Raw genomic sequence first — 21,494 nt, 5'->3', positions numbered from 1 at the left:
TTCCCACGCGGCGACGGAGGCGACGGTGGCGATGGTGGCCGAGGCCGATAGCACGTCGCGCCACGTGGAGGTCGAGCGCAAGTTCGACGTCGCCGAGTCGACGATGCTGCCGTCGTTTGCCGGCCTCGCCGCGGTCACGCGGATCGAAAAACAGCCGCCGCTGAGGCTGGAGGCGGTCTATTTCGATACGCGCACGCGTGACCTTGCGTCCAGACAAATCACTTTGCGCCGTCGCACCGGCGGCGCCGACGCGGGCTGGCATCTGAAGTTGCCGGCCGGCCCCGACGCCCGGACCGAAGTTCGCGCACCGCTGGATGCCGGGCAGAGCCCCAGTGGCGACGATGTGCCTGACGAATTGCGGGATGTGGTACTGGCCATTGTGCGCGACCGTCCGCTGCAACCGATCGCGAGGATCACCACCACACGAAACATCCACCTGCTGCAGGACGGCAGCGGCGCGGTGCTGGCCCAGTTTTGCGACGACGACGTCACCGCGGCCTTGGCTGACAACTCAGCCGAGCAGCAGTGGCGGGAGTGGGAGATCGAGCTCGTCGGGTCCGACGCCATCACCAACACCGAACTGCTGGACCAGCTGAGCAATCGGCTGCTGGGTGCGGGTGCTACCCCGGCGCGGCACGGCTCAAAGTTGGCGCGAGTTCTCGGTGAGTCTGTAGCTCAACAAGATTCGTCGGCCCGAGACACCGATCCGGTGCGCCGCGCGGTGGCCGAGCTGATCGACGAACTGCTGGTCTGGGACCGGGCGGTGCGCGCCGACGCCGACGATGCAGTTCATCAGATGCGAGTGACCACCCGCAAGATCCGCAGCCTGTTGCAGGCCTCGCCGGACGCGTTCGGCCTGACCGACAACACCTGGATTCTCGACGAGCTGCGCGAGCTGGGTCGGGTGTTGGGTGAAGCCCGCGACGCCGAGGTGCTGGCCGAGCGCTACCAGCAGGCGCTCGATCGGCTTGCGCCGGAACTAGTACGCGGGCAAGTCCGGGCACGTCTGGTCGACGAGAGGCGGCACCGTTATCAGACCGGGCTCAAACAATCACTGGTCGCGATGCGCTCGCAACGTTACTTTCGGCTACTCGACGCCTTGGACGGGTTGGTCAGCGGGCCGCCGCGTCCGGCCCAATCACCCCGGGAAATCATCAGCGCCGCCTACAAGCGGGTGCGCAAGGCCGTCAACGCGCTAGCGGAAGCTTCCGAGGAAGACCGCAACGCGGTGCTGCACCAAATCCGCAAGCGCGCCAAGCGACTCCGTTACGCCGCGGCGGCCACGGGCGCGACCAAGGTGTCCAAGCGGGCCAAGGCCGTGCAGACGTTGCTCGGCGAGCACCAAGACAGTGTGGTCAGCCGCGAGCACTTGTGCCGGCAGGCTGCCGTCGCCCATGCCGCCGGCGAAGACACCTTCACGTACGGCCTGCTCTACCAGCAGGAGACGGATTTGGCCCGCAGCCGCCGAGAACAACTCGGCAAGGCGTTGCGCAAACTCGGCAAAGCGATGCGCAAGGCGCAACGCTGATCGGGCTGGGGCGGACGAGTTGGCCTGTAAGCCGGATTCTGTTCCGCGCTACCGGAGTAACGCGGCGGCGACCATCCATCTGGACACACCGTCACCGGGTGCCTCAAGCGGCCTACCCGCAGGCTCGGGCGAGCAACCCTCGGACGCCTGCGCGGCCGCACCGCAGTGCGGCCTTCTTGGCCTTGCTTCGGGTGGGGTTTGCCGAGCCATTCCGGTCACCCGGAATGCTGGTGCGCTCTTACCGCACCGTTTCACCCTTACTACCTAGCTAGGTAGCGGTCTGTTTTCTGTGGCACTTTCCCGCGAGTCACCTCGGATTGCTGTTAGCAATCACCCTGCTCTGTGAAGTCCGGACTTTCCTCGACTCGTCTGGCGAACCAGCGAGCCGCGGCCGCCCAGCCAACTCGTCCGCATTACCACGGTACTCGATCGCGTATGCGCAGGCCAGCGCGTCAGCTCTGGCATACTGCACGAATGCCGGTGACCCGCTGGGCAAAGCGCGTCGACGCGGCCGACTGGGACGCGGTCACCACCGCCATCGACCACCACGGCGGTGCTCTGCTGCCCCGGCTGCTCACCCGCGCCGAGGCGATGAAGCTGCGCAAGCTCTACGGCCGCGACGAGCTGTTCCGGAAAACCATCGACATGCAGCGACACCGCTACGGGTCCGGCGAGTATCGGTACTTCCACGCGCCCTATCCCGAGCCGATCGAGCACCTCAAACAGGCGCTGTATCCGCGGCTGCTGCCGATCGCGCGGGACTGGTATGCGAGGCTCGGCCGCGACGCCCCGTGGCCCGACACCCTCGACGAATGGCTGCAGATGTGCCATGCCGCAGGACAGTGCCGGCCCACAGCGCTCATGCTGAAGTACGGCGTCGACGACTGGAACGCTCTGCATCGAGACCTCTATGGCGAGTTGGTGTTTCCCCTTCAAGTGGTGATCAACCTGAGTGACCCACAGACCGAGTACACCGGCGGCGAGTTCCTGCTTGTGGAGCAAAGACCGCGGGCGCAATCCCGCGGAATCGCCACTCAGCTGCCGCAGGGCCACGGCTATCTGTTCACCACCCGCGATCGACCGGTGCGCTCCAGCCGCGGCTGGTCGGTGTCACCAGTGCGCCATGGTCTTTCGGTGGTTCGCTCCGGGCAGCGCTATGCGCTCGGGTTGATCTTTCACGACGCCGCCTGACTATGCGCACACTGGCTGCATCTACCTGCCGATCAGAGGTAGGCGGTCTGATTCACCAGCCGCACCGAGGTCGCACCATCGGGGTAGAACTCGGCGATGCTCAGCGAGGCCAGGTCCAAATGCAAGCGGTACAAGATGCCCGGCCCGGCGTCGAGGGCAAGCCGCAACAGCATCTTGATCGGGGTCACGTGCGACACCACCAGCACCGTCGTACCGCCGTGTTCGGCGACGATTCGATCGAGGGCCCGCACAACGCGCTGGTGGACACTGTCGAAACTCTCTCCGCCCGGCGGGGCGATGCTGGTGTCACGCAGCCACCGTTGATGCAGGTCCGGGTCTCGTTCGGATGCCTCGGCGAACGTCAGCCCGTCCCAGCCACCGAAATCGGTTTCGATCAAGTCATCGTCGACGGTGACGTCCAACCCCAGGGCCTTGGCCGCCGTTGTCGCGGTATCGAAACAGCGCTGCAGCGGAGAACTGATCACCGCTGAGATCCCGCCGCGTTGCGCCAGATAGCGTGCTGCCGCGTCGGCCTGCCGCCAGCCCAGCTCGGTGAGTTCGGGATCACCGCGTCCCGAATAGCGCCGCCCTGCCGACAGTTGGGTCTGTCCGTGCCGCAACAGCAGCAGCCTGGTCGGGGCACCGCGGGCCCCGGTCCAGCCGGGGGCGGTCGCTGGTTCGGTTTCGGTTGTCGCTGTGACGGATTGGTCGATCTCGGCGGCGGCGTCCATCGCCTCATTGGCCAACCGGTCGGCGTAGGAGTTCTGTGCCCGCGGCACCCAGGAAAAGCTGATGCGGTCGAACCGCTCCGCCAGTGCGCTGGCCTGAGCGTGCAACCGGGCCAGGTCGGGATTTTTGACCTGCCAACGCCCCGACATCTGCTCGATCACCAGTTTGGAGTCCATCAAGACGTCGACCTCGGTGGCGCCCAGTTTCACCGCTTCGTCCAAGCCGGCGATCAGCCCCCGGTATTCGGCGACGTTGTTGGTTGCTCGACCGATCGCCTGCTTACTTTCGGCAAGCACCGTGGAATGGTCGGCCGTCCACACCACCGACCCGTAGCCCGCCGGCCCGGGGTTGCCGCGTGACCCGCCGTCGGCCTCGACGATGACTTTCAAGACTTTCATCGACCGAAATCCTTGATCCGCAGCAGGATTGCGCCACATTCCGGGCAGCGCAGCACATCGTCGTCGGCGGCCGTCGCGATCCGGGACAGCTCGCCGCGGTCGATTTCGATCCGACAGGCGCCACAGCGGCCGCCCTGCAGCGGCCCGGCGCCGGGACCACCGCGGGACCGCTGCCGTTCGTAGAGCTCGACCAGCTCGGGATCGAGCGCCGCGATCAGCTCGTCGCGCCGCGCAGATCGCTGCTGGCGGGTCTGGTCGATCTCGGCGAGAACTCCGTCGAGAGCCTGCCGGGCGGTACTCAATTCCTTTTGCAAGAGGTCAATCTCGCTCAATGCCGTATTCTGCTGGGCCTGCAACTCTTCACGGCGCTCCATCACTTCCAGCAGCGAATCCTCCAGGCTGGCCTGGCGGCGTTGCAGCGTGTCCAACTCATGCTGCAGTTCTGACAGTTGCCTGGCGTCGGCGACGGATTGCAACAGCGAGCGGTCCCGGTCTTCGCGCTGGCGAACAGCATCGATTTCGGCTTCGAACCGCGATACCTGGGTCTCTAAATCCTCCAGTGCGATTCGCAACGCGGCCAGCCGATCGTTGGCGGCGGCGTGGTCAGCCTGCTTTTGCTCGTAGTCCTTCTGTTCGGGCAGATGGGCGGCCCGATGAGTCAGGCGGGCCAGCTCAGCGTCCAGCTCGGCCAACTCGAGCAACGAACGCTGTTGTACTACAGCAGCTTTCATCAAAGATCTCTTCCGACATTCCAGGGATCGGTGCGGATGGTGGAAACCCGTACCGGCAAAGCACTGTTGAAGGCTGACCGCAACAGGTTGGCAGCTTGCTCGCACCACGGGTATTCGCTTGCCCAGTGGGCGACGTCGACCAGAGCCACCTCCGAGGCGCGGCGGTGCTCGTCCGCCGGATGGTGCCGCAGGTCGGCGGTGACGTAGGCCTGCACGTCGATACTCGCCACGACGTCCAGCAGCGAGTCGCCCGCGCCACCGCAGACCGCGACGCGCGATACCGTCATCTCGGGATCGCCGGCCGCGCGCACTCCCCACGATGTGTCAGGCAAGGCGGCACGGACTCGCGAAACGAAGGCGTGCAACGGTTCTGGCTGCGGCAGGCTGCCGATGCGGCCCAAACCCGCGTCGGTCGGGGGCGATGCCAGCGGGATGATGTCGAACGCTGGCTCCTCGTAGGGGTGGGCGGCACGCAGCGCGGATAGCACCTCGCGACGCGCCCGAGCCGGTGCGACGACCTCCACCCGGTCTTCGACGACCTTTTCCACGGCGCCAACGCTGCCGATGGTGGGCGCGGCGCCCTCGCGGGGCAGGAACTGCCCGGTGCCGGTGGTGCTCCAACTGCAGCAGGAGTAGTCGCCGATTTCACCAGCGCCGGCGCCGAACACCGCGGCACGCACCGCGTCCGCGTTCTCCGGCGGCACGAAGATGATCCACTTGTCCAGATCCGCCGTCGCCGCTGCCGGCTCCAACACGCCTTCAACGGCCAGCCCCAGCGCTTGGGCCAGTGCGTCGGAGACTCCGGGCGACGCCGAATCGGCGTTGGTGTGTGCAGTGAACAGCGCACGGCCGGACCGGATCAGCCGGTGCACCAGCGCGCCCTTGGCCGTGTTGGCCGCGACGGTGTGCACCCCCCGCAACAGCAGCGGATGGTGGGCCAGCAGTAGGCCTCCCTCGGGTACTTCGTCGACCACTGCCGCGGTAGCGTCGACCGCGATCGTCACCGAGTGCACCGCGTCGGCGGGGTCACCGCATACCAAGCCGACCGAATCCCACGACTGGGCAAGTGACGGCGGGTAGGCCCCCTCGAGCACGCCGATGACTTCGGCCAACCGCACGCTCACGCCAGCACCTCGCGCAGCGCCGAGACCAGCACCGGCCATTCCGGGCGCACCGCGGCCCTCAGGTACCGCCCATCCAGCCCCACAAACGTGTCGCAGCGGCGCACCGCGATCCCCTTGACGTGCAACCGCTTTCGTACCAATTCGGCGTCGTCGACGGTGAACAGCACAAACGGTGCGCGCCCGTCGATCACGTCGAGGCCCAACTGGCGGAGTCCGGCCACGAACTGGGTCCGCATATCCACCAACCGCCGGGCGCCGGCTTCGGCCTCGGCGACCGCGTCGGGCGCGCAGCACGCTGCGATCGCCGTCAACTGCAGGGTGCCCACCGGCCAGTGCGCCCGCCGGGAGGTCAACCGCGCCAACACCTCCGGTGCGCCCAGCGCGTAGCCCACCCGCAGCCCGGGCAGCGACCAGGACTTGGTCAAGCTGCGCAATACCAGCACGTCCGCCAACCGCAGCGAGGCCAGCGATTCCGGCTCGCCGGGAACCGAGTCGGCGAACGCCTCGTCGACCACCAGCAGCCGGCCGGGCCGGCGCAGCGCAAGGATCTGCTCGCGGGTATGCAGCACCGAGGTCGGGTTGGTCGGGTTGCCCACCACGACCAGGTCGGCTTCCTCGGGAACCGTGGCGCCGGCCAAGCCGAACGGCGGCGGGAGCACCACCTGCTGCACCGCGACACCGGCGCCGGCCAGCGTCAGTTGCGGTTCGGTGAACGACGGCGCGATGCCCGCCGCCAGCCTCGGTTGCAGGTTGGCCAGCAGCGCGACCCCTTCGGCCGCCCCGGCCAGTAGCCCCCCCTCGGCCTCGGCCCGGCTGTGGCGGGCGGCCACCGCCTGCACTGCGGCGCGCTCGTCGTCGGCGTCTGGGTAACGGGCCAGATCCGGCAAGCGGGCGGCCAGCCGCTCCACCAGCCAGGCGGGGGGCTGGGTGTCGCGGACATTGACCGCGAAGTCCAGCATCCCGGGTTCGGCGGCCTGATCGCCGTGGTAGCGCGCGAGCGCCAACGGGTTCGCTTCCAGACTCGCCACGCTTGAAACAGTAATGGCCTTGTCGGCGGCGTGGTGACGTCGGCGACAATGAGCAGGTGACCGACACGCTCTCCGCCGGGGCTGGGCTCAGACCCCAGCTGGTGATCTTCGACCTCGACGGCACCCTCACCGATTCCGCGGAGGGGATCGTGTCCAGCTTCCGGCATGCACTGCGACAGGTCGGCGGCGACGTGCCCGAGGGCGACCTGGCCAGCCGGATCGTGGGCCCACCGATGCACCAAACCCTGTCCGCGATGGGGCTCGGCGAGCGCACCGAGGCTGCGATCGCGGCGTACCGCGCCGACTACAGCAGCCGGGGCTGGGCGATGAACAGTCTTTTCGACGGGATGCAGCCGCTGCTGGCCGATCTGCGCGCCGCGGGTGTGCGGCTGGCGGTGGCCACCTCCAAAGCCGAGCCGACCGCACGCCGCATCTTGGCTCATTTCGGGGTGGACGGGCACTTCGAGGTCATCGCCGGCGCCAGCGTGGACGGCACACGCAGCAGCAAGACCGAGGTGCTGGCGCATGCGCTGGCCCAGCTGCAGCCGTTGCCCGAGCGCGTGCTGATGGTCGGTGACCGGGTGCATGACGTCGAGGGGGCGGCCGCATTCGGCATCGACGCGGTCGTGGTCGGCTGGGGCTACGGGCAGGCCGATTTCGCCGACGGCGCCGGTGCCAACCATGTCGCGACGGTCGCGGAATTGCGGAGGGCTCTCGGTGTCTGACAAGGTGTCTGATCCGCGGCTGCACATCACCTTCGTGTGCACCGGCAACATCTGCCGGTCGCCGATGGCCGAGAAGATGTTCGCCCACCAGATCAACCAGCGCGGTCTGGATGACGTGGTGCGGGTCACCAGCGCCGGCACCGCCGACTGGCATACCGGCAAACGCGCCGATAAACGGGCCAACCGGGTGCTGCGCAAACACGGCTACCCCACCGATCATTGCGCAATGCAAGTCGACATCGACCACCTGAACGCCGATCTGGTGGTGGCGCTGGCCCGCAACCACGTCTGGCTGTTGCAGCAGCTGGGCGTCGACCCGGACCGGATCCGAATGTTGCGGTCCTTCGACCCGCGATCGGGCGCCTATGCGCTCGACGTCGATGACCCTTACTACGGTGATCACGACGATTTCGAGGCGGTCTTCGCCGCTATCGAGGCCGCGTTGCCGGGTCTGCACGCCTGGGTCGACGAGCGGCTCGCCGAGAACGGACAGCGTTGATGCGTCGCTTGGCCTTCCTGCTGCGTCCGGGCTGGCTTGCCCTGGCCGTGGTGGTGATCGCGTTCGCCTACCTGTGTTTCACCGTGCTGGCGCCGTGGCAGCTGGGCAAAAACGCCAAGACCTCGCGGGAGAACCAGCAGATCGCGCAATCGCTCAATACCGACCCTGTCCCGTTGAATACTCTGCTACCCCAACAGGATTCGTCGGCACCAGAGGCGCAGTGGCGCCGAGTCACCGCGACCGGACACTACCTGCCGCAGACACAAGTGCTGGCCCGGTTGCGGGTGGTGGACGGGGACCCCGCGTTCGAGGTGTTGGCACCGTTCGCCGTCGACGGCGGTCCCACCGTGCTGGTCGACCGCGGGTATGTACGACCGGAGGAGGGGTCGCGGGTGCCGCCGATCCCTCCCCCGCCCGGCGAAACAGTGACCATCACGGCACGACTGCGTGATTCCGAGCCGACGGCGCCCGGCAAAGAACCGTTCACCAAAGACGGTGTGCCACAGGTCTATTCGATAAACACCGGCCAGGTAGCGAAGCTGGCCGGAGTACCGCTGGCCGGCTCCTACCTGCAGTTGGTCGACAACCAGCCCGGCGGGCTCGGCGTGATCGGGGTGCCGCATCTGGATGCCGGACCGTTCTTGTCCTACGGCATCCAATGGATCTCGTTCGGCATCATCGCGCCGATCCTGTTGGGCTACTTCGTGTATGCCGAAATCCGGGCCCGCCGCACCGAAAAGCCCCCAACAGTCGCGCCCGACACGGTCGGTGACAAGCTCAGCGACCGCTACGGGCGCCGGCGCTGAGCACCACACACGACAGCACGACCGCCGCCGCCTGCACCACCCGGGACAGCACCACCGCGCGACGCAGATCAGCCGGCGACGGGATCGGCCCCTCACCGAGGGTCGGCCGAATCTGCAGTTCGTAGTGATACTGCGTGGGTCCGCCCAACCGCACACCGAGGCCACCCGCGAACGCCGCCTCGACCACGCCGGCATTGGGACTGGGATGCGCGGCGGCATCACGCCGCCAGGCCCGCGCGGCCCGGGCCGGCGATCCGCTGACGACCGGTGCGCACAGCACCGCCAGAGCCGCGGTGAGCCGCGCTGCCGGATAATTGGCCAGGTCGTCTAAACGGGCTGCGGCCCAACCGAATCGCTGATAGCGCGGCGAACGGTGGCCGATCATCGAATCCAACGTGTTGACCGCGCGGTACGCCAACACCGCGGGCGCTCCGCCGAGCGTGACCCACAACAGCGGCGCCACCTGCGCGTCGGAGGTGTTCTCGGCGATCGATTCCACCGCCGCGCGAGCCAGCCCGTCGGTGTCGAGCACCGTTGGGTCGCGACCACACAGTGCGGGCAGCAGCCGTCGCGCGCCCTCGACGTCGCCGCGCTCCAACAACGCGACCATGGCCATGCCGGTGCGCGCCAGTGACGTCCCACCCAGCGAAACCCACACGGCCGCCGCCGTCGTCGCGACCGACCAGAGCACCGGGCGGCACCGGGTGAACCGGTGCAGGGCCGCACCGAGCACTCCGACCGCCCCGACCAGCACGCCCACATGCCCCGCACCGGCGATCCGGCTGTCCCGGTAGGAAATCCGCTCCAGGGCCGCCGCGGCGACGCCGAACCCGGCGACCGGATGACCAACCTGCGGATCGCCCACGAGCAGGTCGGCCAGGTAGCCGGCCAGCACGCCGGCAAGCCGTGTCAGCCCAACCACTCCGGCAGCGTCTCATACGTGATCTACTCGATGGCATGAAGCGCCCAGCCAAGCGGGTCGCCGACTTGCTGAACCCTGCTTCCGTGCTGCTGCCCGCCGCCAACGTGATCATGCAGCTGTCGTTGCCCGGTGTCGGCTACGGCGTGCTGGAAAGCCCAGTCGACAGCGGCAACGTCTACAAGCATCCGTTCAAGCGGGCGCGCACCACCGGCACGTATCTGGCCGTCGCCACGATCGGAACGGCCGAAGACCGCGAGCTGATCCGCGCCGTGGTCGACACCGCGCACCGCCAGGTGCGATCGACATCGTCGAGTCCGGTGTCGTACAACGCATTCGACCCGCAGCTGCAGCTCTGGGTGGCCGCCTGCCTGTATCGCTATTTCGTCGACCAGCACGAATTTCTGTACGGGCCGCTCGACGACGCGACCGCCGACGCGGTGTATCAGGACGCCAGGCGCCTGGGCACGACGCTGCAAGTACGCGAGGACATGTGGCCGCCAGATCGCGCTGCCTTCGACGAGTACTGGAAGCGGTCCCTCGACGAACTGCGCATCGATCCCCCGGTGCGCGAACACCTGCGCGGCGTGGCCTCGGTGGCGTTCCTGCCGTTGCCGCTGCGGGCGCTGCTCGGGCCGCTCAACCTGTTCGCGACGACCGGATTTCTCCCGGCGCAATTCCGGACGATGATGCAGCTGGACTGGTCGGATGCCCAGCAGCGCCGGTTCAACTTGCTGCTGTCCGCGCTACGACTGACCGACCGGCTGATACCGCATCAGATGTGGCTATTGGGTTATCGACTGTATCTGTGGGACATGCGATTCCGGGCCCGGCGCGGCTGGCGAATCGTGTAGCGGCTAGCCGAACGCGACCAGCAACACCATGGCGATCATGCACAGCACCGCCATCCAAAACCACGGCTGCAAGAAGATGCGCTCGTTGGTCTCCTCCGCCTTGTGCGCGGGCGACGTCTTACGTTCAGGCGTCAGTTGTGAAGTCATACTAACTATCGTTGCGGATTAGTACGCCTACGTAAATGTGTTGCTCGCCTCATCGAGACGGCGTTGCGATGCAGATCACACCAGGTGATCAACCGGCCGTCTCGGTACGCGAAGATAGCTCCGTGGATCCCCGATTGACCACGAGAGTGGAGAACGGTCGCACGAGCCCGGTGCTGGTCTGGCGGTTCACCGAACCCCGGTTATGCATCTCGTCTGCCCCGCTCGGCGGCGGCATCGGTCTACGGCGCTGGGTGATCAACGCCACGGTGCCGCTCGACTACGACCGGCACGACCCGGACCGGCACGCGATCGAGATCGGTGCTGCCCTCGGACTCGACGGTGCCGGCTGTGGTCTGCTCACCGCGGTTGACGTGACCCGGCATCACCTTGCCGCCGACGGCGGCGTGCACGCCGCGGCCACCGTCGGGCTGTCCAGTCCGGCCTGGGCGGCCGCGCCCGACGGGCATTTTCGGCGGGAGCGGCCCCCGCAACGGGTCGGGACGATCAACGTCGTGGTGGCGGTCCCAGTCCGGCTTTGTCAGGCGGCGCTCGTCAACGCGATTTCCACCGCGACGGAAGCGAAAGTGCAGGCGTTGCACGATGCCGGGGTGCGCGCCACCGGAACGGCCTCCGACGCGATTGTGGTGCACTGTCCTACGGACGGTGCCGCCGAAACCTACGGCGGCCCCCGATCGATGTTCGGCGCCCGTATCGCGCGCGCGGTGCATGCCGTCGTACTCGCCGGCAGCCGAGCCTGGATCTCTGTCCACCAAGGAGCAAGACCATGACTTTCCCGGCGCTCAACCACGTTGCGGTCACGGTGCGCGATCTCGACGTCAGCGGCCCCTGGTACCGGCGATTGTTCGGCACCGACCCGGTCCTCGACGAACATACCGATGCCGGGTTCCGGCATCTGGTCTGGATGCTGGAGGGCGGCACGGTGTTCGGCATCCACCAACACGGCCGCGGCGCACCCAACGAAACGTTCAGCGAGTTCCGGGTGGGCCTCGACCACGTCGGCTTCGGCTGCGCCGACCGCGCCGAACTGCAAGAGTGGGTACAACGCCTCGAGCGGCTCGGCATCGACCACGGCGGAATTGTCGACGCACGCTACGGCTCGGGGCTGAGCTTCCGCGATCCGGACGGCATCGCCCTCGAGTTCTTTGCGCCGCCGCAATCACCGAGTAAAGCCTGAGAGCGTTCTCGTCGGATGGCATCCGTTAGCCGTCGCGATCTGCCAGCATTGTTGCGTGAACCGACGGCAGATAGCACATTTCCTCGGTGTTGCGGCGGCGACCACGTGGGTTGCCCTGCCGTTCACGCCAATCGGCATTGCTCCCGCGACCGGGCAACCCTGTCCCGACGTCGACGTGACGTTCGCCCGCGCCACCGGCGAGCCACCTGGCGTCGGTGGGGTCGGCCAGGCATTCATCGATTCACTGCGTTCCCAAGTCGGGAGCCGGTCTGTCGCGGTGTATCCGGTCAACTACCCCGCCGCCGACGATTTCGGACCGTCGGCATCCGCCGGCGCCACCGATGCGTACGCCCATGTCACATCGATGGCGGCGAACTGCCCGGACACCAAGCTGGTGCTCGGTGGCTATTCCCAGGGCGCGGTTGTGATCGACCTGATCACCATCGCCCAGATGCCGGTTGCGGGTCTCATCCCCGCATCGCTGCCCAAAGACGTGGCCGATCGCGTTGCCGCACTTGCCACCTTCGGCAACCCGTCGGACAAATTCTTGGGTGCCCCCATCGAGGCGGTCAGCCCGTGGTACGGGGCCAAGGCGATCGACTTGTGCGCGCCCGGCGACCCGGTTTGCACGCCGGGCGGGCTTTTCACGTTGCCGACGCCCGAGGAGTTGGCTTCCCCGGCACACCGTTCCTACCAAGACTCCCCAATGCCCGGGCAGGCCGCGGCTTTCGTCGCAAGTCACCTGTAGCAGCGAGCCGCCCTTGGCCAGTGGGCGCGGACGGGATCGAACCGCCGACCGCTGGTGTGTAAAACCAGAGCTCTACCACTGAGCTACGCGCCCTGCCTGGGGCAGGCTACCCGGCTGGGTGTTAAGTGCCCAAAACGCCGACCCGTCACGCCGAGCGTGTCGGGGCGGTCATGCCTTCAGTGCGGTGAGCGCGTCGGTCCACACCTTGGGATCACGGGCTTCGCCGGGCTGTTTCATCTCGGCGAACCGGATGATCCCGGACCGGTCGATGACAAAGGTGCCCCGATTGGACACCCCGGTTTCCTCGTTGAACACCCCGTAGGCCTTGCTGACCGCGCCGTGTGGCCAGAAATCCGACAGCAGCGGAAACAGGAAGCCGCTTTCGGCGGCCCAGACCTTGTGGGTGGGCGACGGACCGACCGAAATGGCCAGCGCGGCGCTGTCGTCGTTCTCGTAATCGGGTAAATGATCGCGAATCTCGTCCAGCTCGCCCTGACAGATGCCGGTGAACGCCAACGGAAAGAACACCAGCAGCACGTTTTTGGCGTCGTCACCGGCCCGGTAGTCACTGAGGGTGACCGGCTGCCGGTTTTGGTCGAGCAAGGTGAAGTCCGGCGCAGCGGTCCCGACGGGCAGCATCAACGCCGTCCCGCACGCGACTTCGGCTGCACCAACCGGCTGGCGCTCCAGTCGCCCAGGCTCACCGACGACGTCGGCATCAGGCCGGCGGTCGGTGCCGCCTCGGCGATCTCCGCGGGAAGCACATGGCCCGGTCGACCCGTCTTGGGCGTCAGCACCCAGATCACGCCGTCTTCGGCCAGCGCGGCGATCGCGTCCATCAAGGTGTCCACCAGGTCGCCGTCGCCGTCACGCCACCACAGCAAGACGACGTCGATGACCTCGTCGGTGTCTTCGTCGAGGAGCTCTCCCCCGCACGCTTCCTCGACGTCGGCGCGGATGTCGTCATCGGTGTCCTCGTCCCAGCCCCACTCCTGGACAACCTGCCCGTGTTGGATGCCCAACTTGCGGGCGTAGTTCGGGGCGTCATCCGCCGCCACCACCGTGCGACCTCCTCTTAGCCGTTATGGTTCCCAGCGCCGTAGATGCGCACTATCGTCGCACAGCAACTCGCCTTCTACATCCCGCCACGTCACGAGTAGGCGAGGCACGCTTTCACCGTCTTGGATTTGGTGTCGTTGAGCTGATCGACCCGCCGATTGAACTCCGAGGTGGGCGCGTGGGCCCGGATGACGTTGGCGACCTCGCGGGAGGCGTCGACATAGGCGTTCAACGCGTCCCGCAGTTCCTGCGACAGCGGTTCACTGATGCTGCGCGCGACGACGTCGGCGCTGTTGTTGAGCGCGTCGATCGCCGGGCCTTCGGCCACAGCGGTATTGCCGCCTCGATTGAACGCCCCGACAAATGCATTGACCTTTTCGATGGCCTCTTTGCTGCTGTTGGCGAACGCCTCACACGCCTTGACCACCGCCCGCGTGGTCAGCTGCGCCTGCCGCTTGGACTCTAGGATCCGGGAGGTCGCCGACGACGCCGAGATCGACGCCGACACCGACGCCCGGTAGGCGGGGGCCATCGCGGTGTCGGCGGTTGGGGTGCCCTCGGTGATGGTGGTGCATCCGACGATCGTCATCAACACCGCTGCCACGCAACCGACCACCAGCGCGGCCAGGCGGACGGGAGACCGCCCATGGGCGGGAGGTTGGCGCAACGTCGGCTGCTTCGCGGCATGCGATCCCCTCAGCACGCTTCTCGACGTTACCGCCTGACTCCGAATCCACCTCGGTAGGCACTACGCAGGCGAGCCCAACGTGCGGCACGATAGAGGTGCCCAGCAGAAACGGGCGTGAAAATAAGCCAAACGGCAACGGCGGCAATCGGCCACAAGCACATGCCCCGCCAACCAAGGAGTAGTGAGTTGACTACTGAGTTCGTACGCCACGATCTGGCGAAAAACTCAAGCGGTGCAAGCGAACCCGACCGGGTGCGGGTCATCCGCGAGGGCGTGGCGTCGTATCTGCCCGACATCGACCCGGAGGAGACGTCGGAGTGGCTGGAGTCCTTCGACGCGCTGCTGGAACGGTCAGGACCGTCCCGGGCCCGCTACCTGCTGCTCCGACTGCTAGAGCGCGCCGGTGAGCAGCGGGTGTCGATTCCCGCGTTGACGTCGACCGACTACGTCAACACCATCCCGACCGAGCTGGAACCGTGGTTCCCCGGCGACGAGGACGTCGAGCGCCGCTACCGGGCCTGGATCCGCTGGAACGCGGCCATCATGGTGCACCGCGCGCAGCGACCGGGCGTCAGTGTGGGCGGGCATATTTCGACCTACGCGTCTTCGGCCGCACTCTACGAGGTGGGCTTCAACCACTTCTTCCGCGGCAAATCGCACCCTGGCGGCGGAGACCACATCTTCATCCAGGGCCACGCCTCCCCCGGTATCTACGCGCGTGCCTTCCTGGAAGGGCGGTTGACCGCCGAACAACTCGACGGATTCCGCCAGGAACACAGTCATCCCGGCGGCGGATTGCCGTCCTACCCACACCCGCGGCTGATGCCCGACTTCTGGGAATTCCCCACCGTCTCGATGGGCCTGGGCCCGATGAACGCGATCTACCAGGCCCGGTTCAACCACTACCTGCATGACCGGGGCATCAAGGACACCTCCGACCAGCACGTGTGGTGTTTCTTGGGCGACGGCGAGATGGACGAACCGGAGAGTCGGGGGCTACTGCACGTCGGTGCGCTCGAGGGTCTGGACAACCTGACCTTTGTGATCAACTGCAACCTGCAGCGCCTCGACGGTCCGGTGCGCGGCAACGGCAAGATCATCCAAGAGCTGGAGTCGTTTTTCCGCGGCGCCGGCTGGAACGTGATCAAGGTGATCTGGGGACGCGAGTGGGACGCACTGCTGCATGCCGACCGCGACGGCGCCCTGGTCAACTTGATGAATGTCACGCCCGACGGCGACTACCAGACTTACAAAGCCAACGACGGGGGCTACGTCCGTGAGCACTTCTTCGGCCGCGACCCGCGCACCAAAGAGTTGGTGAAACACCTTTCAGATCAAGAGATTTGGAACCTCAAGCGCGGCGGTCACGACTACCGCAAGGTCTACGCGGCCTACAAGGCGGCACTGGAGCACAAGGGCCAGCCGACGGTCATCCTGGCCAAGACCATCAAGGGCTACGCGCTGGGCAAGCATTTTGAGGGCCGCAACGCCACCCACCAGATGAAGAAGCTCACGCTGGACGACCTCAAGGAATTCCGCGACACACAACGGATTCCGATCTCCGACGCCCAGTTGGAGGAAGACCCCTACCTGCCGCCGTACTACCACCCCGGGCCGGAGGCGCCCGAAATCCGCTACATGCTCGACCGGCGGCGCGCCCTGGGCGGCTTCCTGCCGGAACGCCGGACAAAGTCGAAGGCACTGCCGCTGCCCGGACGCGACACCTATAAAGCGCTCAAGAAGGGCTCCGGCCACCAAGAAGTCGCCACCACCATGGCAACTGTGCGTACATTCCGGGAAGTGTTGCGGAACAAAGAGATTGGAGATCGCATAGTTCCGATCATCCCCGACGAGGCCCGCACCTTCGGGATGGACTCGTGGTTCCCGAGCCTCAAGATCTACAACCGCAACGGGCAGCTGTACACCTCCGTCGACGCCGATCTGATGCTGGCCTACAAGGAAAGCTCCGACGGGCACATGCTGCACGAGGGCATCAACGAAGCGGGGTCGGTAGCCTCCTTTACCGCCGTCGGCACGTCATACGCGACGCACAACGAGCCGATGATCCCGATCTACATCTTCTATTCGATGTTCGGTTTCCAGCGCACCGGCGACGGTTTGTGGGCTGCCGGTGATCAGATGGCGCGCGGTTTTCTGCTCGGCGCCACAGCTGGGCGCACCACGCTGACCGGCGAGGGGCTGCAGCACGCCGACGGCCACTCGTTGCTGCTGGCCAGCGCCTACCCGGCGGTCGTCGCTTATGATCCCGCGTTTGCCTACGAGATCGCCTACATCGTGGAAAGCGGGCTGGCTCGCATGTTCGGGGAAAACCCCGAAGACGTGATGTTCTACCTGACGATCTACAACGAGCCGTATGTGCAGCCGCCGGAGCCGGAGAATTTCGACCCAGACGGCCTGCTGCGGGGCATCTACCGGTACAAGGCGGCCACCGAGCGGCGGACCAACACCGCCCACCTCCTGGCCTCCGGGGTGGCGATGCCCTCGGCGCTCAAGGCGGCCGAAATGCTTGCCGCCGACTGGGATGTGGCCGCCGACGTGTGGTCGGTGACCAGCTGGAGTGAACTGAGCCGCGAGGGGATCGCCATCGACAAGGAGAGGCTGCGTCACCCGGACCGCCCCGCCGCGGAGCCCTACGTGGGCAAGGTCTTGTCCGAGGCCCGCACGGACAAACCCGGCCCTATCGTCGCGGTCTCGGACTGGATGCGCGCGGTGCCTGAGCAGATCCGGCCCTGGGTGCCGGGCACCTACGCCACGCTGGGCACCGACGGGTTCGGTTTTTCCGACACTCGGCCCGCCGCGCGGCGCTACTTCAACACCGACGCCGAATCGCAGGTCGTGGCGGTGCTGGCGGCGTTGGCACGCGACGGAGAGATCGATCCGTCGGTACCGATCGCGGCGGCCCGGCAGTACCGGATCGACGACGCGCAGGCTGCGCCGGCGCAGACGTCGGATCCGGGCCCGGGCGCATAACGGAGCGCGCCTTTGGCCGAATCTTCCAGAAAAGCGGCGTAGGTTTTAGGGATGGCCGACAAGCTCGCCGGGCAGTTCGCGCTACCAAGTTCGACACTGGAGCTGTTGGACAGCGTGCCGGAGTCGCTGCTGCGGCGGCTCAAGCAGTACTCCGGGCGGCTGGCCACCCAGGCCGTCTCCGCGATGCAGGACCGGTTGCCGTTCTTCGCCGATCTAGAAGCGTCCCAACGCGCCAGCGTGGCCCTGGTCGTGCAGACCGCGGTGGTGAACTTCGCCGAATGGATGAGCGACCCGCGCAGCAACGTCAGCTACACCGCGCAGGCCTTCGAGCTGGTGCCCCAGGAGCTGACGCGCCGGATCGCGCTGCGGCACACCGTCGACATGGTGCGGGTCACGATGGAGTTCTTCGAAGAGGTCGTGCCGATGCTGGCCCGCTCCGAAGAGCAAGTCACCGCACTGACAGTCGGCATCCTCAAATACAGCCGCGACCTGGCATTCACCGCCGCCACGGCATATGCCGACGCGGCCGAGGCCCGCGGCACCTGGGACAGCCGGATGGAGGCCAGCGTCGTCGACGCCGTGGTGCGCGGTGACACCGGGCCCGAGCTGCTTTCCCGGGCCGCCGCGCTGAACTGGGATACCACCGCGCCGGCGACGGTGGTGGTGGGCACTCCGGCCGCCGATCAGGAGGGGCCGCTCGGCACCACGGCCAGCCAGCGCGTCCGCGATATCGCCACCCGCCACGGCCGAGCCGCGCTCACCGACGTGCACGGGACCTGGCTGGTGGCCATCGTGTCCGGCCAGCTCACGCCCACCGACAAATTCCTGGGTGACCTGCTGAGCGCGTTCTCCGATGACCCGGTGGTGATCGGCCCGACCGCGCCGTCCCTGACCGCGGCCTACCACAGCGCCAGCGAAGCCATCGCCGGAATGAACGCGGTGGCGGGCTGGAAAGGAGCACCGCGACCGGTGCTGGCGCGAGAACTGCTGCCCGAACGCGCCCTGATGGGTGATCCATCGGCGGTGGCGGCTCTGCACACCGACGTGATGCGGCCGCTGGCCGACGCCGGGCCCACGCTGACGGAGACGCTGGATGCCTTTCTGGATTGCGGCGGCGCGATCGAGGCGTGTGCGCGCAAGTTGTTCGTTCATCCAAATACGGTCCGCTACCGCCTCCGCCGAATCGCCGACTTCACCGGCCGGGATCCCACCCAACCCCGCGACGCCTATGTCCTCCGGATCGCCGCTACCGTGGGTCATCTCGCGTATCAGGCCCAACACACCAGCATCAGCAGCAACACTGTGACACCCGCCACCACCCCGGTGGTAAAAGACCTGGTTGAGCCATCGGCGGGGCATCGGGTCGAGGGCTGAGGTTGCGGCGCGATATCAAACGCATCGCATCCAAGGCGGTTTTGTAGGGTCACTACAAAAACATAAGATCAGGTTCATAATCTGATACACCCCGCAAAACCGCCTTCACAGTGTTCTCTTAAACAGATGATTGCCTTACTTGCGCCCGGACAGGGATCGCAGGCTCCAGGAATGTTGTCGCCGTGGCTTGAGCTGCCCGGCGCGGCGGATCAGCTTGCGTCCTGGTCGACGGCGAGCGGTCTGGACCTGGTTCAGTTGGGCACGACCGCCACGGCCGAGGAGATCACCGACACCGCCGTCACCCAGCCGCTGGTCGTAGCGGCCACGCTGCTGGCCTATCAGGAGCTGACCGCGCGGGGGCTGCTCGCGGACCGGGAAACGATCGTGGCCGGCCATTCGGTCGGCGAGATCGCGGCTTACGCGATCGCCGGCGTGCTTTCGGCCGATGAAGCCGTTTCGCTGGCCGCCACCCGCGGCGCCGAAATGGCCAAGGCCTGCGCCAACGAGGCGACCGGGATGTCGGCGGTGCTGGGCGGTGACGAATCCGAGGTGCTGACGCGTCTCGAGCAGCTCGACCTGGTCCCCGCCAACCGCAACGCGGCCGGCCAGATCGTCGCCGCAGGACGACTGAGCGCTCTGGACAAGCTCGCCGAAGACCCGCCGGCCAAGGCCCGGGTGCGTGCGCTTGGCGTCGCCGGCGCGTTCCACACCGAATTCATGCGCTCGGCGCTGGACGGCTACGCCGCAGCCGCGGCGAACGTGACGCCGGGCGAGCCCACGACCACGCTGTTGTCCAACCGGGACGGAAAGCCGGTATCGTCGGCAGCTGACGCGATGGAAAAGCTGGTCGCGCAGCTGGTTCGTCCGGTGCGTTGGGATCTTTGCACCGAAACGATGCGACAGCACAACATCACGGCGATCGTCGAGTTCCCGCCAGCAGGAACGCTTTCGGGTATCGCCAAACGTGAACTTCGCGGAGTCCCGACGCATGCCGTCAAGTCGCCCGCGGATCTCGACGGGTTAACAGAGTTGTAAACCCTGTCGGTACAACCGCATACCGCATTTCCAAACGGAAGTAGCACAACACATCACGAAGGGAAGGCCACCGTGCCCGTCACTCAGCAGGAAATCATCGCCGGTCTCGCCGAAATCATCGAAGAGGTCACCGGTATCGAGCCGTCGGAGATCACCCCGGAGAAGTCGTTCGTCGACGACCTGGACATCGACTCGCTGTCGATGGTCGAGATCGCCGTGCAGACCGAGGACAAGTACGGCGTCAAGATTCCCGACGAGGACCTCGCAGGTCTGCGCACCGTCGGTGACGTCGTCGAGTACATCCAGAAGCTCGAGGAAGAGAACCCGGAAGCGGCCCAGGCCATCCGCGCCAAGATCGAGGCGGAGAACCCCGAGGCTGTTGCCAACGTCAAGGCAAGGCTGGAAGCGGAGAGCAAGTGACGGGTTCTTCCACGCCCTCGACGCTCAACGGCGGTTTCCCCAATGTTGTGGTAACCGCCGTCACGGCGACGACGTCGATCGCGCCGGACATCGAGAGCACGTGGAAGGGCTTGTTGGCCGGCGAGAGCGGCATCCACGTCCTCGAAGACGAGTTCGTCACCAAGTGGGACCTACCTGTCAAGATCGGCGGTCACCTCAAGGAGCCCGTCGACATCCACATGGGCAGGCTGGACATGCGGCGGATGTCGTATGTCCAGCGGATGGCCAAGCTGCTGTCCGGTCAGCTGTGGGAAAGCGCCGGCAGTCCGGAGGTCGATCCTGATCGGTTCACGGTGGTGGTCGGCACCGGCTTGGGCGGCGCCGAGCGGATCGTAGAAAGCTACGACCTGATGAACGAGGGCGGCCCGCGCAAGGTGTCGCCGCTCGCCGTTCAAATGATCATGCCCAACGGCGCCGCAGCCGTGGTGGGCCTCCAGCTGGGCGCCCGCGCGGGAGTGATGACACCGGTGTCGGCGTGCTCGTCGGGATCGGAGGCCGTTGCCCACGCCTGGCGGCAGATCGTCATGGGTGATGCCGACATCGCCGTTTGCGGTGGTGTGGAAGGTGGCATCGAGGCCCTGCCGATCGCGGCGTTCTCCATGATGCGAGCCATGTCGACGCGCAACGACGACCCGGAGGGGGCGTCCCGCCCGTTCGACAAAGACCGGGACGGATTCGTGTTCGGCGAGGCCGGTGCGCTGATGCTCATCGAGACCGAGGAGCACGCGAAGGCCCGCGGCGCCAAGCCGCTGGCCCGGTTGATGGGCGCTGGTATCACTTCCGACGCGTTCCACATGGTGGCTCCGGCGGCCGACGGAGTACGTGCCGGTAAGGCGATGACCCGGTCGCTGGAACTGGCCGGCCTGTCCCCCAAGGACATTGACCACATCAACGCGCACGCGACTGCAACCCCGATCGGTGACACGGCCGAAGCCAACGCCATCCGCGTCGCCGGGTGCGAGCACGCAGCGGTGTATGCACCCAAGTCGGCACTCGGTCACTCCATCGGCGCGGTGGGCGCACTGGAATCGGTGCTGACCGTCCTGACGCTGCGGGACGGCGTCATCCCACCGACGCTGAACTACCAGACGCCGGACCCGGAGATCGACCTCGACATCGTCGCGGGCGAACCCCGGCATGGCGACTACAAGTTCGCAATCAACAACTCATTCGGGTTCGGCGGGCACAACGTCGCGCTGGTCTTCGGACGGTACTAAGAACTGCGTCCGGTGACGATGCGGGCCGCCAACGGCCCAAAGATGAACC

At 66.8% G+C, this 21,494-nt stretch carries 23 protein-coding genes, 1 tRNA gene and 1 other RNA gene; 14 read left to right on the top strand and 11 right to left on the bottom strand.

Features of this window, described 5'->3' with window-relative positions; genetic code table 11:
- The first annotated feature begins 31 nt into the window (after positions 1-31).
- Complete coding sequence (locus MSP7336_RS15355) at positions 32-1,528, top strand: CYTH and CHAD domain-containing protein (protein ID WP_113964946.1); 1,497 nt, start codon at positions 32-34, stop codon at positions 1,526-1,528.
- A gap of 11 nt (positions 1,529-1,539) precedes the next feature.
- On the opposite strand, the gene rnpB is transcribed toward MSP7336_RS15355, so the two are convergent.
- An RNA gene (gene rnpB / locus MSP7336_RS15350) (RNase P RNA component class A) lies at positions 1,540-1,935 on the bottom strand.
- 67 nt (positions 1,936-2,002) lie between these two features.
- Here rnpB and MSP7336_RS15345 point away from each other — a divergent pair.
- Positions 2,003-2,719, top strand: coding sequence for a 2OG-Fe(II) oxygenase (locus MSP7336_RS15345; protein ID WP_181786774.1), 717 nt, complete (start codon positions 2,003-2,005; stop codon positions 2,717-2,719).
- Positions 2,720-2,751: 32 nt separating this feature from the next.
- On the opposite strand, the gene MSP7336_RS15340 is transcribed toward MSP7336_RS15345, so the two are convergent.
- From MSP7336_RS15340 to cobC, 4 genes are read right to left on the bottom strand one after another with little or no spacing between them, the layout of a single operon-like run.
- Positions 2,752-3,837 (bottom strand): bifunctional RNase H/acid phosphatase, encoded by a 1,086-nt coding sequence (locus MSP7336_RS15340; RefSeq protein ID WP_069396308.1) that lies wholly within the window; start codon positions 3,835-3,837, stop codon positions 2,752-2,754.
- Between the two features lie 5 nt (positions 3,838-3,842).
- Positions 3,843-4,577, bottom strand: a complete 735-nt coding sequence (locus MSP7336_RS15335) for a zinc ribbon domain-containing protein (RefSeq protein WP_069396250.1) — start codon at positions 4,575-4,577, stop codon at positions 3,843-3,845.
- Positions 4,577-5,701, bottom strand: a complete 1,125-nt coding sequence (locus MSP7336_RS15330) for a Nif3-like dinuclear metal center hexameric protein (RefSeq protein WP_181786772.1) — start codon at positions 5,699-5,701, stop codon at positions 4,577-4,579. The genes MSP7336_RS15335 and MSP7336_RS15330 overlap by 1 nt, the downstream gene beginning before the upstream one ends.
- Positions 5,698-6,729, bottom strand: coding sequence for an Rv2231c family histidinol phosphate aminotransferase CobC (gene cobC / locus MSP7336_RS15325; protein WP_244917471.1), 1,032 nt, complete (start codon positions 6,727-6,729; stop codon positions 5,698-5,700). Before cobC ends, MSP7336_RS15330 begins: the two co-directional genes overlap by 4 nt.
- 56 nt (positions 6,730-6,785) lie before the next feature.
- On the opposite strand from cobC, the gene MSP7336_RS15320 reads away from it, so the two are divergent.
- Genes MSP7336_RS15320 through MSP7336_RS15310 form a run of 3 tightly spaced genes read left to right on the top strand, consistent with a single transcriptional unit; the run spans position 6,786 to position 8,759 of the window.
- Positions 6,786-7,454 (top strand): HAD-IA family hydrolase, encoded by a 669-nt coding sequence (locus tag MSP7336_RS15320; RefSeq protein ID WP_069396247.1) that lies wholly within the window; start codon positions 6,786-6,788, stop codon positions 7,452-7,454.
- Between the two features lie 4 nt (positions 7,455-7,458).
- Positions 7,459-7,953 (top strand): low molecular weight protein-tyrosine-phosphatase, encoded by a 495-nt coding sequence (locus MSP7336_RS15315; RefSeq protein ID WP_113964945.1) that lies wholly within the window; start codon positions 7,459-7,461, stop codon positions 7,951-7,953.
- Positions 7,953-8,759 carry an SURF1 family cytochrome oxidase biogenesis protein gene (locus MSP7336_RS15310; protein WP_069396246.1) on the top strand — a complete coding sequence of 269 codons (807 nt, stop codon included), beginning with the start codon at positions 7,953-7,955 and terminating at the stop codon, positions 8,757-8,759. The genes MSP7336_RS15315 and MSP7336_RS15310 overlap by 1 nt, the downstream gene beginning before the upstream one ends.
- Here the strand turns inward: MSP7336_RS15310 and MSP7336_RS15305 are convergent.
- Entirely contained in the window at positions 8,731-9,681 is a 951-nt protein-coding gene (locus tag MSP7336_RS15305) for a cobalamin biosynthesis protein (RefSeq protein WP_244917470.1), read from the bottom strand. The two genes, MSP7336_RS15310 and MSP7336_RS15305, sit on opposite strands and share 29 nt — an antisense overlap.
- A gap of 35 nt (positions 9,682-9,716) precedes the next feature.
- Between MSP7336_RS15305 and MSP7336_RS15300 the strand changes: the two genes are divergently transcribed.
- The gene (locus MSP7336_RS15300; RefSeq protein WP_181786763.1) at positions 9,717-10,532 is read left to right on the top strand and encodes an oxygenase MpaB family protein; all 816 of its coding nucleotides are present in this window, start codon (positions 9,717-9,719) and stop codon (positions 10,530-10,532) included.
- Positions 10,533-10,535: 3 nt separating this feature from the next.
- Here MSP7336_RS15300 and MSP7336_RS23845 read toward each other — a convergent pair whose 3' ends face one another.
- Positions 10,536-10,679 carry a hypothetical protein gene (locus MSP7336_RS23845; protein ID WP_157123581.1) on the bottom strand — a complete coding sequence of 48 codons (144 nt, stop codon included), beginning with the start codon at positions 10,677-10,679 and terminating at the stop codon, positions 10,536-10,538.
- 146 nt (positions 10,680-10,825) lie between these two features.
- Here MSP7336_RS23845 and MSP7336_RS15295 point away from each other — a divergent pair, with 146 nt between their 5' ends.
- Genes MSP7336_RS15295 through MSP7336_RS15285 form a run of 3 tightly spaced genes read left to right on the top strand, consistent with a single transcriptional unit; the run spans position 10,826 to position 12,622 of the window.
- Positions 10,826-11,467 (top strand): adenosylcobinamide amidohydrolase, encoded by a 642-nt coding sequence (locus tag MSP7336_RS15295; protein ID WP_113964070.1) that lies wholly within the window; start codon positions 10,826-10,828, stop codon positions 11,465-11,467.
- Positions 11,464-11,874: a VOC family protein gene (locus MSP7336_RS15290; protein WP_113964069.1), complete on the top strand. Its 411-nt coding sequence runs from the start codon at positions 11,464-11,466 to the stop codon at positions 11,872-11,874. The genes MSP7336_RS15295 and MSP7336_RS15290 overlap by 4 nt, the downstream gene beginning before the upstream one ends.
- A 55-nt stretch (positions 11,875-11,929) precedes the next feature.
- Entirely contained in the window at positions 11,930-12,622 is a 693-nt protein-coding gene (locus MSP7336_RS15285) for a cutinase family protein (RefSeq protein ID WP_113964068.1), read from the top strand.
- A gap of 21 nt (positions 12,623-12,643) precedes the next feature.
- On the opposite strand, the gene MSP7336_RS15280 is transcribed toward MSP7336_RS15285, so the two are convergent.
- The 4 genes from MSP7336_RS15280 to MSP7336_RS15265 form a co-directional block, all read right to left on the bottom strand.
- Positions 12,644-12,715: transfer RNA gene (locus MSP7336_RS15280), tRNA-Val, on the bottom strand.
- Between the two features lie 75 nt (positions 12,716-12,790).
- The gene (locus tag MSP7336_RS15275) at positions 12,791-13,261 is read right to left on the bottom strand and encodes a peroxiredoxin (protein WP_113964067.1); all 471 of its coding nucleotides are present in this window, start codon (positions 13,259-13,261) and stop codon (positions 12,791-12,793) included.
- Positions 13,261-13,683 (bottom strand): DUF3052 domain-containing protein, encoded by a 423-nt coding sequence (locus MSP7336_RS15270; RefSeq protein WP_069396241.1) that lies wholly within the window; start codon positions 13,681-13,683, stop codon positions 13,261-13,263. Before MSP7336_RS15270 ends, MSP7336_RS15275 begins: the two co-directional genes overlap by 1 nt.
- Positions 13,684-13,772: 89 nt before the next feature.
- Positions 13,773-14,384, bottom strand: coding sequence for a hypothetical protein (locus tag MSP7336_RS15265; protein ID WP_425325748.1), 612 nt, complete (start codon positions 14,382-14,384; stop codon positions 13,773-13,775).
- Between the two features lie 171 nt (positions 14,385-14,555).
- Between MSP7336_RS15265 and aceE the strand changes: the two genes are divergently transcribed.
- The 5 genes from aceE to kasA all read left to right on the top strand — a co-directional run bounded on the left by aceE (position 14,556) and on the right by kasA (position 21,445).
- Complete coding sequence (gene aceE, locus MSP7336_RS15260; protein ID WP_069396240.1) at positions 14,556-17,360, top strand: pyruvate dehydrogenase (acetyl-transferring), homodimeric type; 2,805 nt, start codon at positions 14,556-14,558, stop codon at positions 17,358-17,360.
- Positions 17,361-17,411: 51 nt separating this feature from the next.
- Positions 17,412-18,734 (top strand): PucR family transcriptional regulator, encoded by a 1,323-nt coding sequence (locus MSP7336_RS15255; RefSeq protein WP_069396239.1) that lies wholly within the window; start codon positions 17,412-17,414, stop codon positions 18,732-18,734.
- Positions 18,735-18,860: 126 nt separating this feature from the next.
- Complete coding sequence (locus MSP7336_RS15250) at positions 18,861-19,769, top strand: ACP S-malonyltransferase (protein WP_069396238.1); 909 nt, start codon at positions 18,861-18,863, stop codon at positions 19,767-19,769.
- Between the two features lie 72 nt (positions 19,770-19,841).
- Positions 19,842-20,189 carry a meromycolate extension acyl carrier protein AcpM gene (gene acpM / locus MSP7336_RS15245; protein ID WP_069396237.1) on the top strand — a complete coding sequence of 116 codons (348 nt, stop codon included), beginning with the start codon at positions 19,842-19,844 and terminating at the stop codon, positions 20,187-20,189.
- On the top strand, positions 20,186-21,445 hold the full coding sequence (gene kasA, locus MSP7336_RS15240; RefSeq protein ID WP_069396236.1) for a 3-oxoacyl-ACP synthase KasA: 1,260 nt from the start codon (positions 20,186-20,188) through the stop codon (positions 21,443-21,445). Before acpM ends, kasA begins: the two co-directional genes overlap by 4 nt.
- Positions 21,446-21,494 lie beyond the last annotated feature (49 nt).

The sequence above is a fragment of the Mycobacterium shimoidei genome, assembly GCF_900417275.1.
Lineage (GTDB): Bacteria > Actinomycetota > Actinomycetes > Mycobacteriales > Mycobacteriaceae > Mycobacterium > Mycobacterium shimoidei.
This window is presented reverse-complemented; position numbering and strand designations above follow the sequence as displayed.

Coding starts and splice junctions, on each gene's coding strand:
- MSP7336_RS15275 (WP_113964067.1), bottom strand. CDS start 13,261: ATGCTGCCCGTCGGGACCGCTGCGCCGGACTTCACCTTGCTCGACCAA.
- MSP7336_RS15310 (WP_069396246.1), top strand. CDS start 7,953: ATGCGTCGCTTGGCCTTCCTGCTGCGTCCGGGCTGGCTTGCCCTGGCC.
- MSP7336_RS15290 (WP_113964069.1), top strand. CDS start 11,464: ATGACTTTCCCGGCGCTCAACCACGTTGCGGTCACGGTGCGCGATCTC.
- MSP7336_RS15335 (WP_069396250.1), bottom strand. CDS start 4,577: ATGAAAGCTGCTGTAGTACAACAGCGTTCGTTGCTCGAGTTGGCCGAG.
- MSP7336_RS15345 (WP_181786774.1), top strand. CDS start 2,003: ATGCCGGTGACCCGCTGGGCAAAGCGCGTCGACGCGGCCGACTGGGAC.
- MSP7336_RS23845 (WP_157123581.1), bottom strand. CDS start 10,679: ATGACTTCACAACTGACGCCTGAACGTAAGACGTCGCCCGCGCACAAG.
- MSP7336_RS15255 (WP_069396239.1), top strand. CDS start 17,412: ATGGCCGACAAGCTCGCCGGGCAGTTCGCGCTACCAAGTTCGACACTG.
- MSP7336_RS15250 (WP_069396238.1), top strand. CDS start 18,861: ATGATTGCCTTACTTGCGCCCGGACAGGGATCGCAGGCTCCAGGAATG.
- MSP7336_RS15355 (WP_113964946.1), top strand. CDS start 32: ATGGTGGCCGAGGCCGATAGCACGTCGCGCCACGTGGAGGTCGAGCGC.
- MSP7336_RS15300 (WP_181786763.1), top strand. CDS start 9,717: ATGAAGCGCCCAGCCAAGCGGGTCGCCGACTTGCTGAACCCTGCTTCC.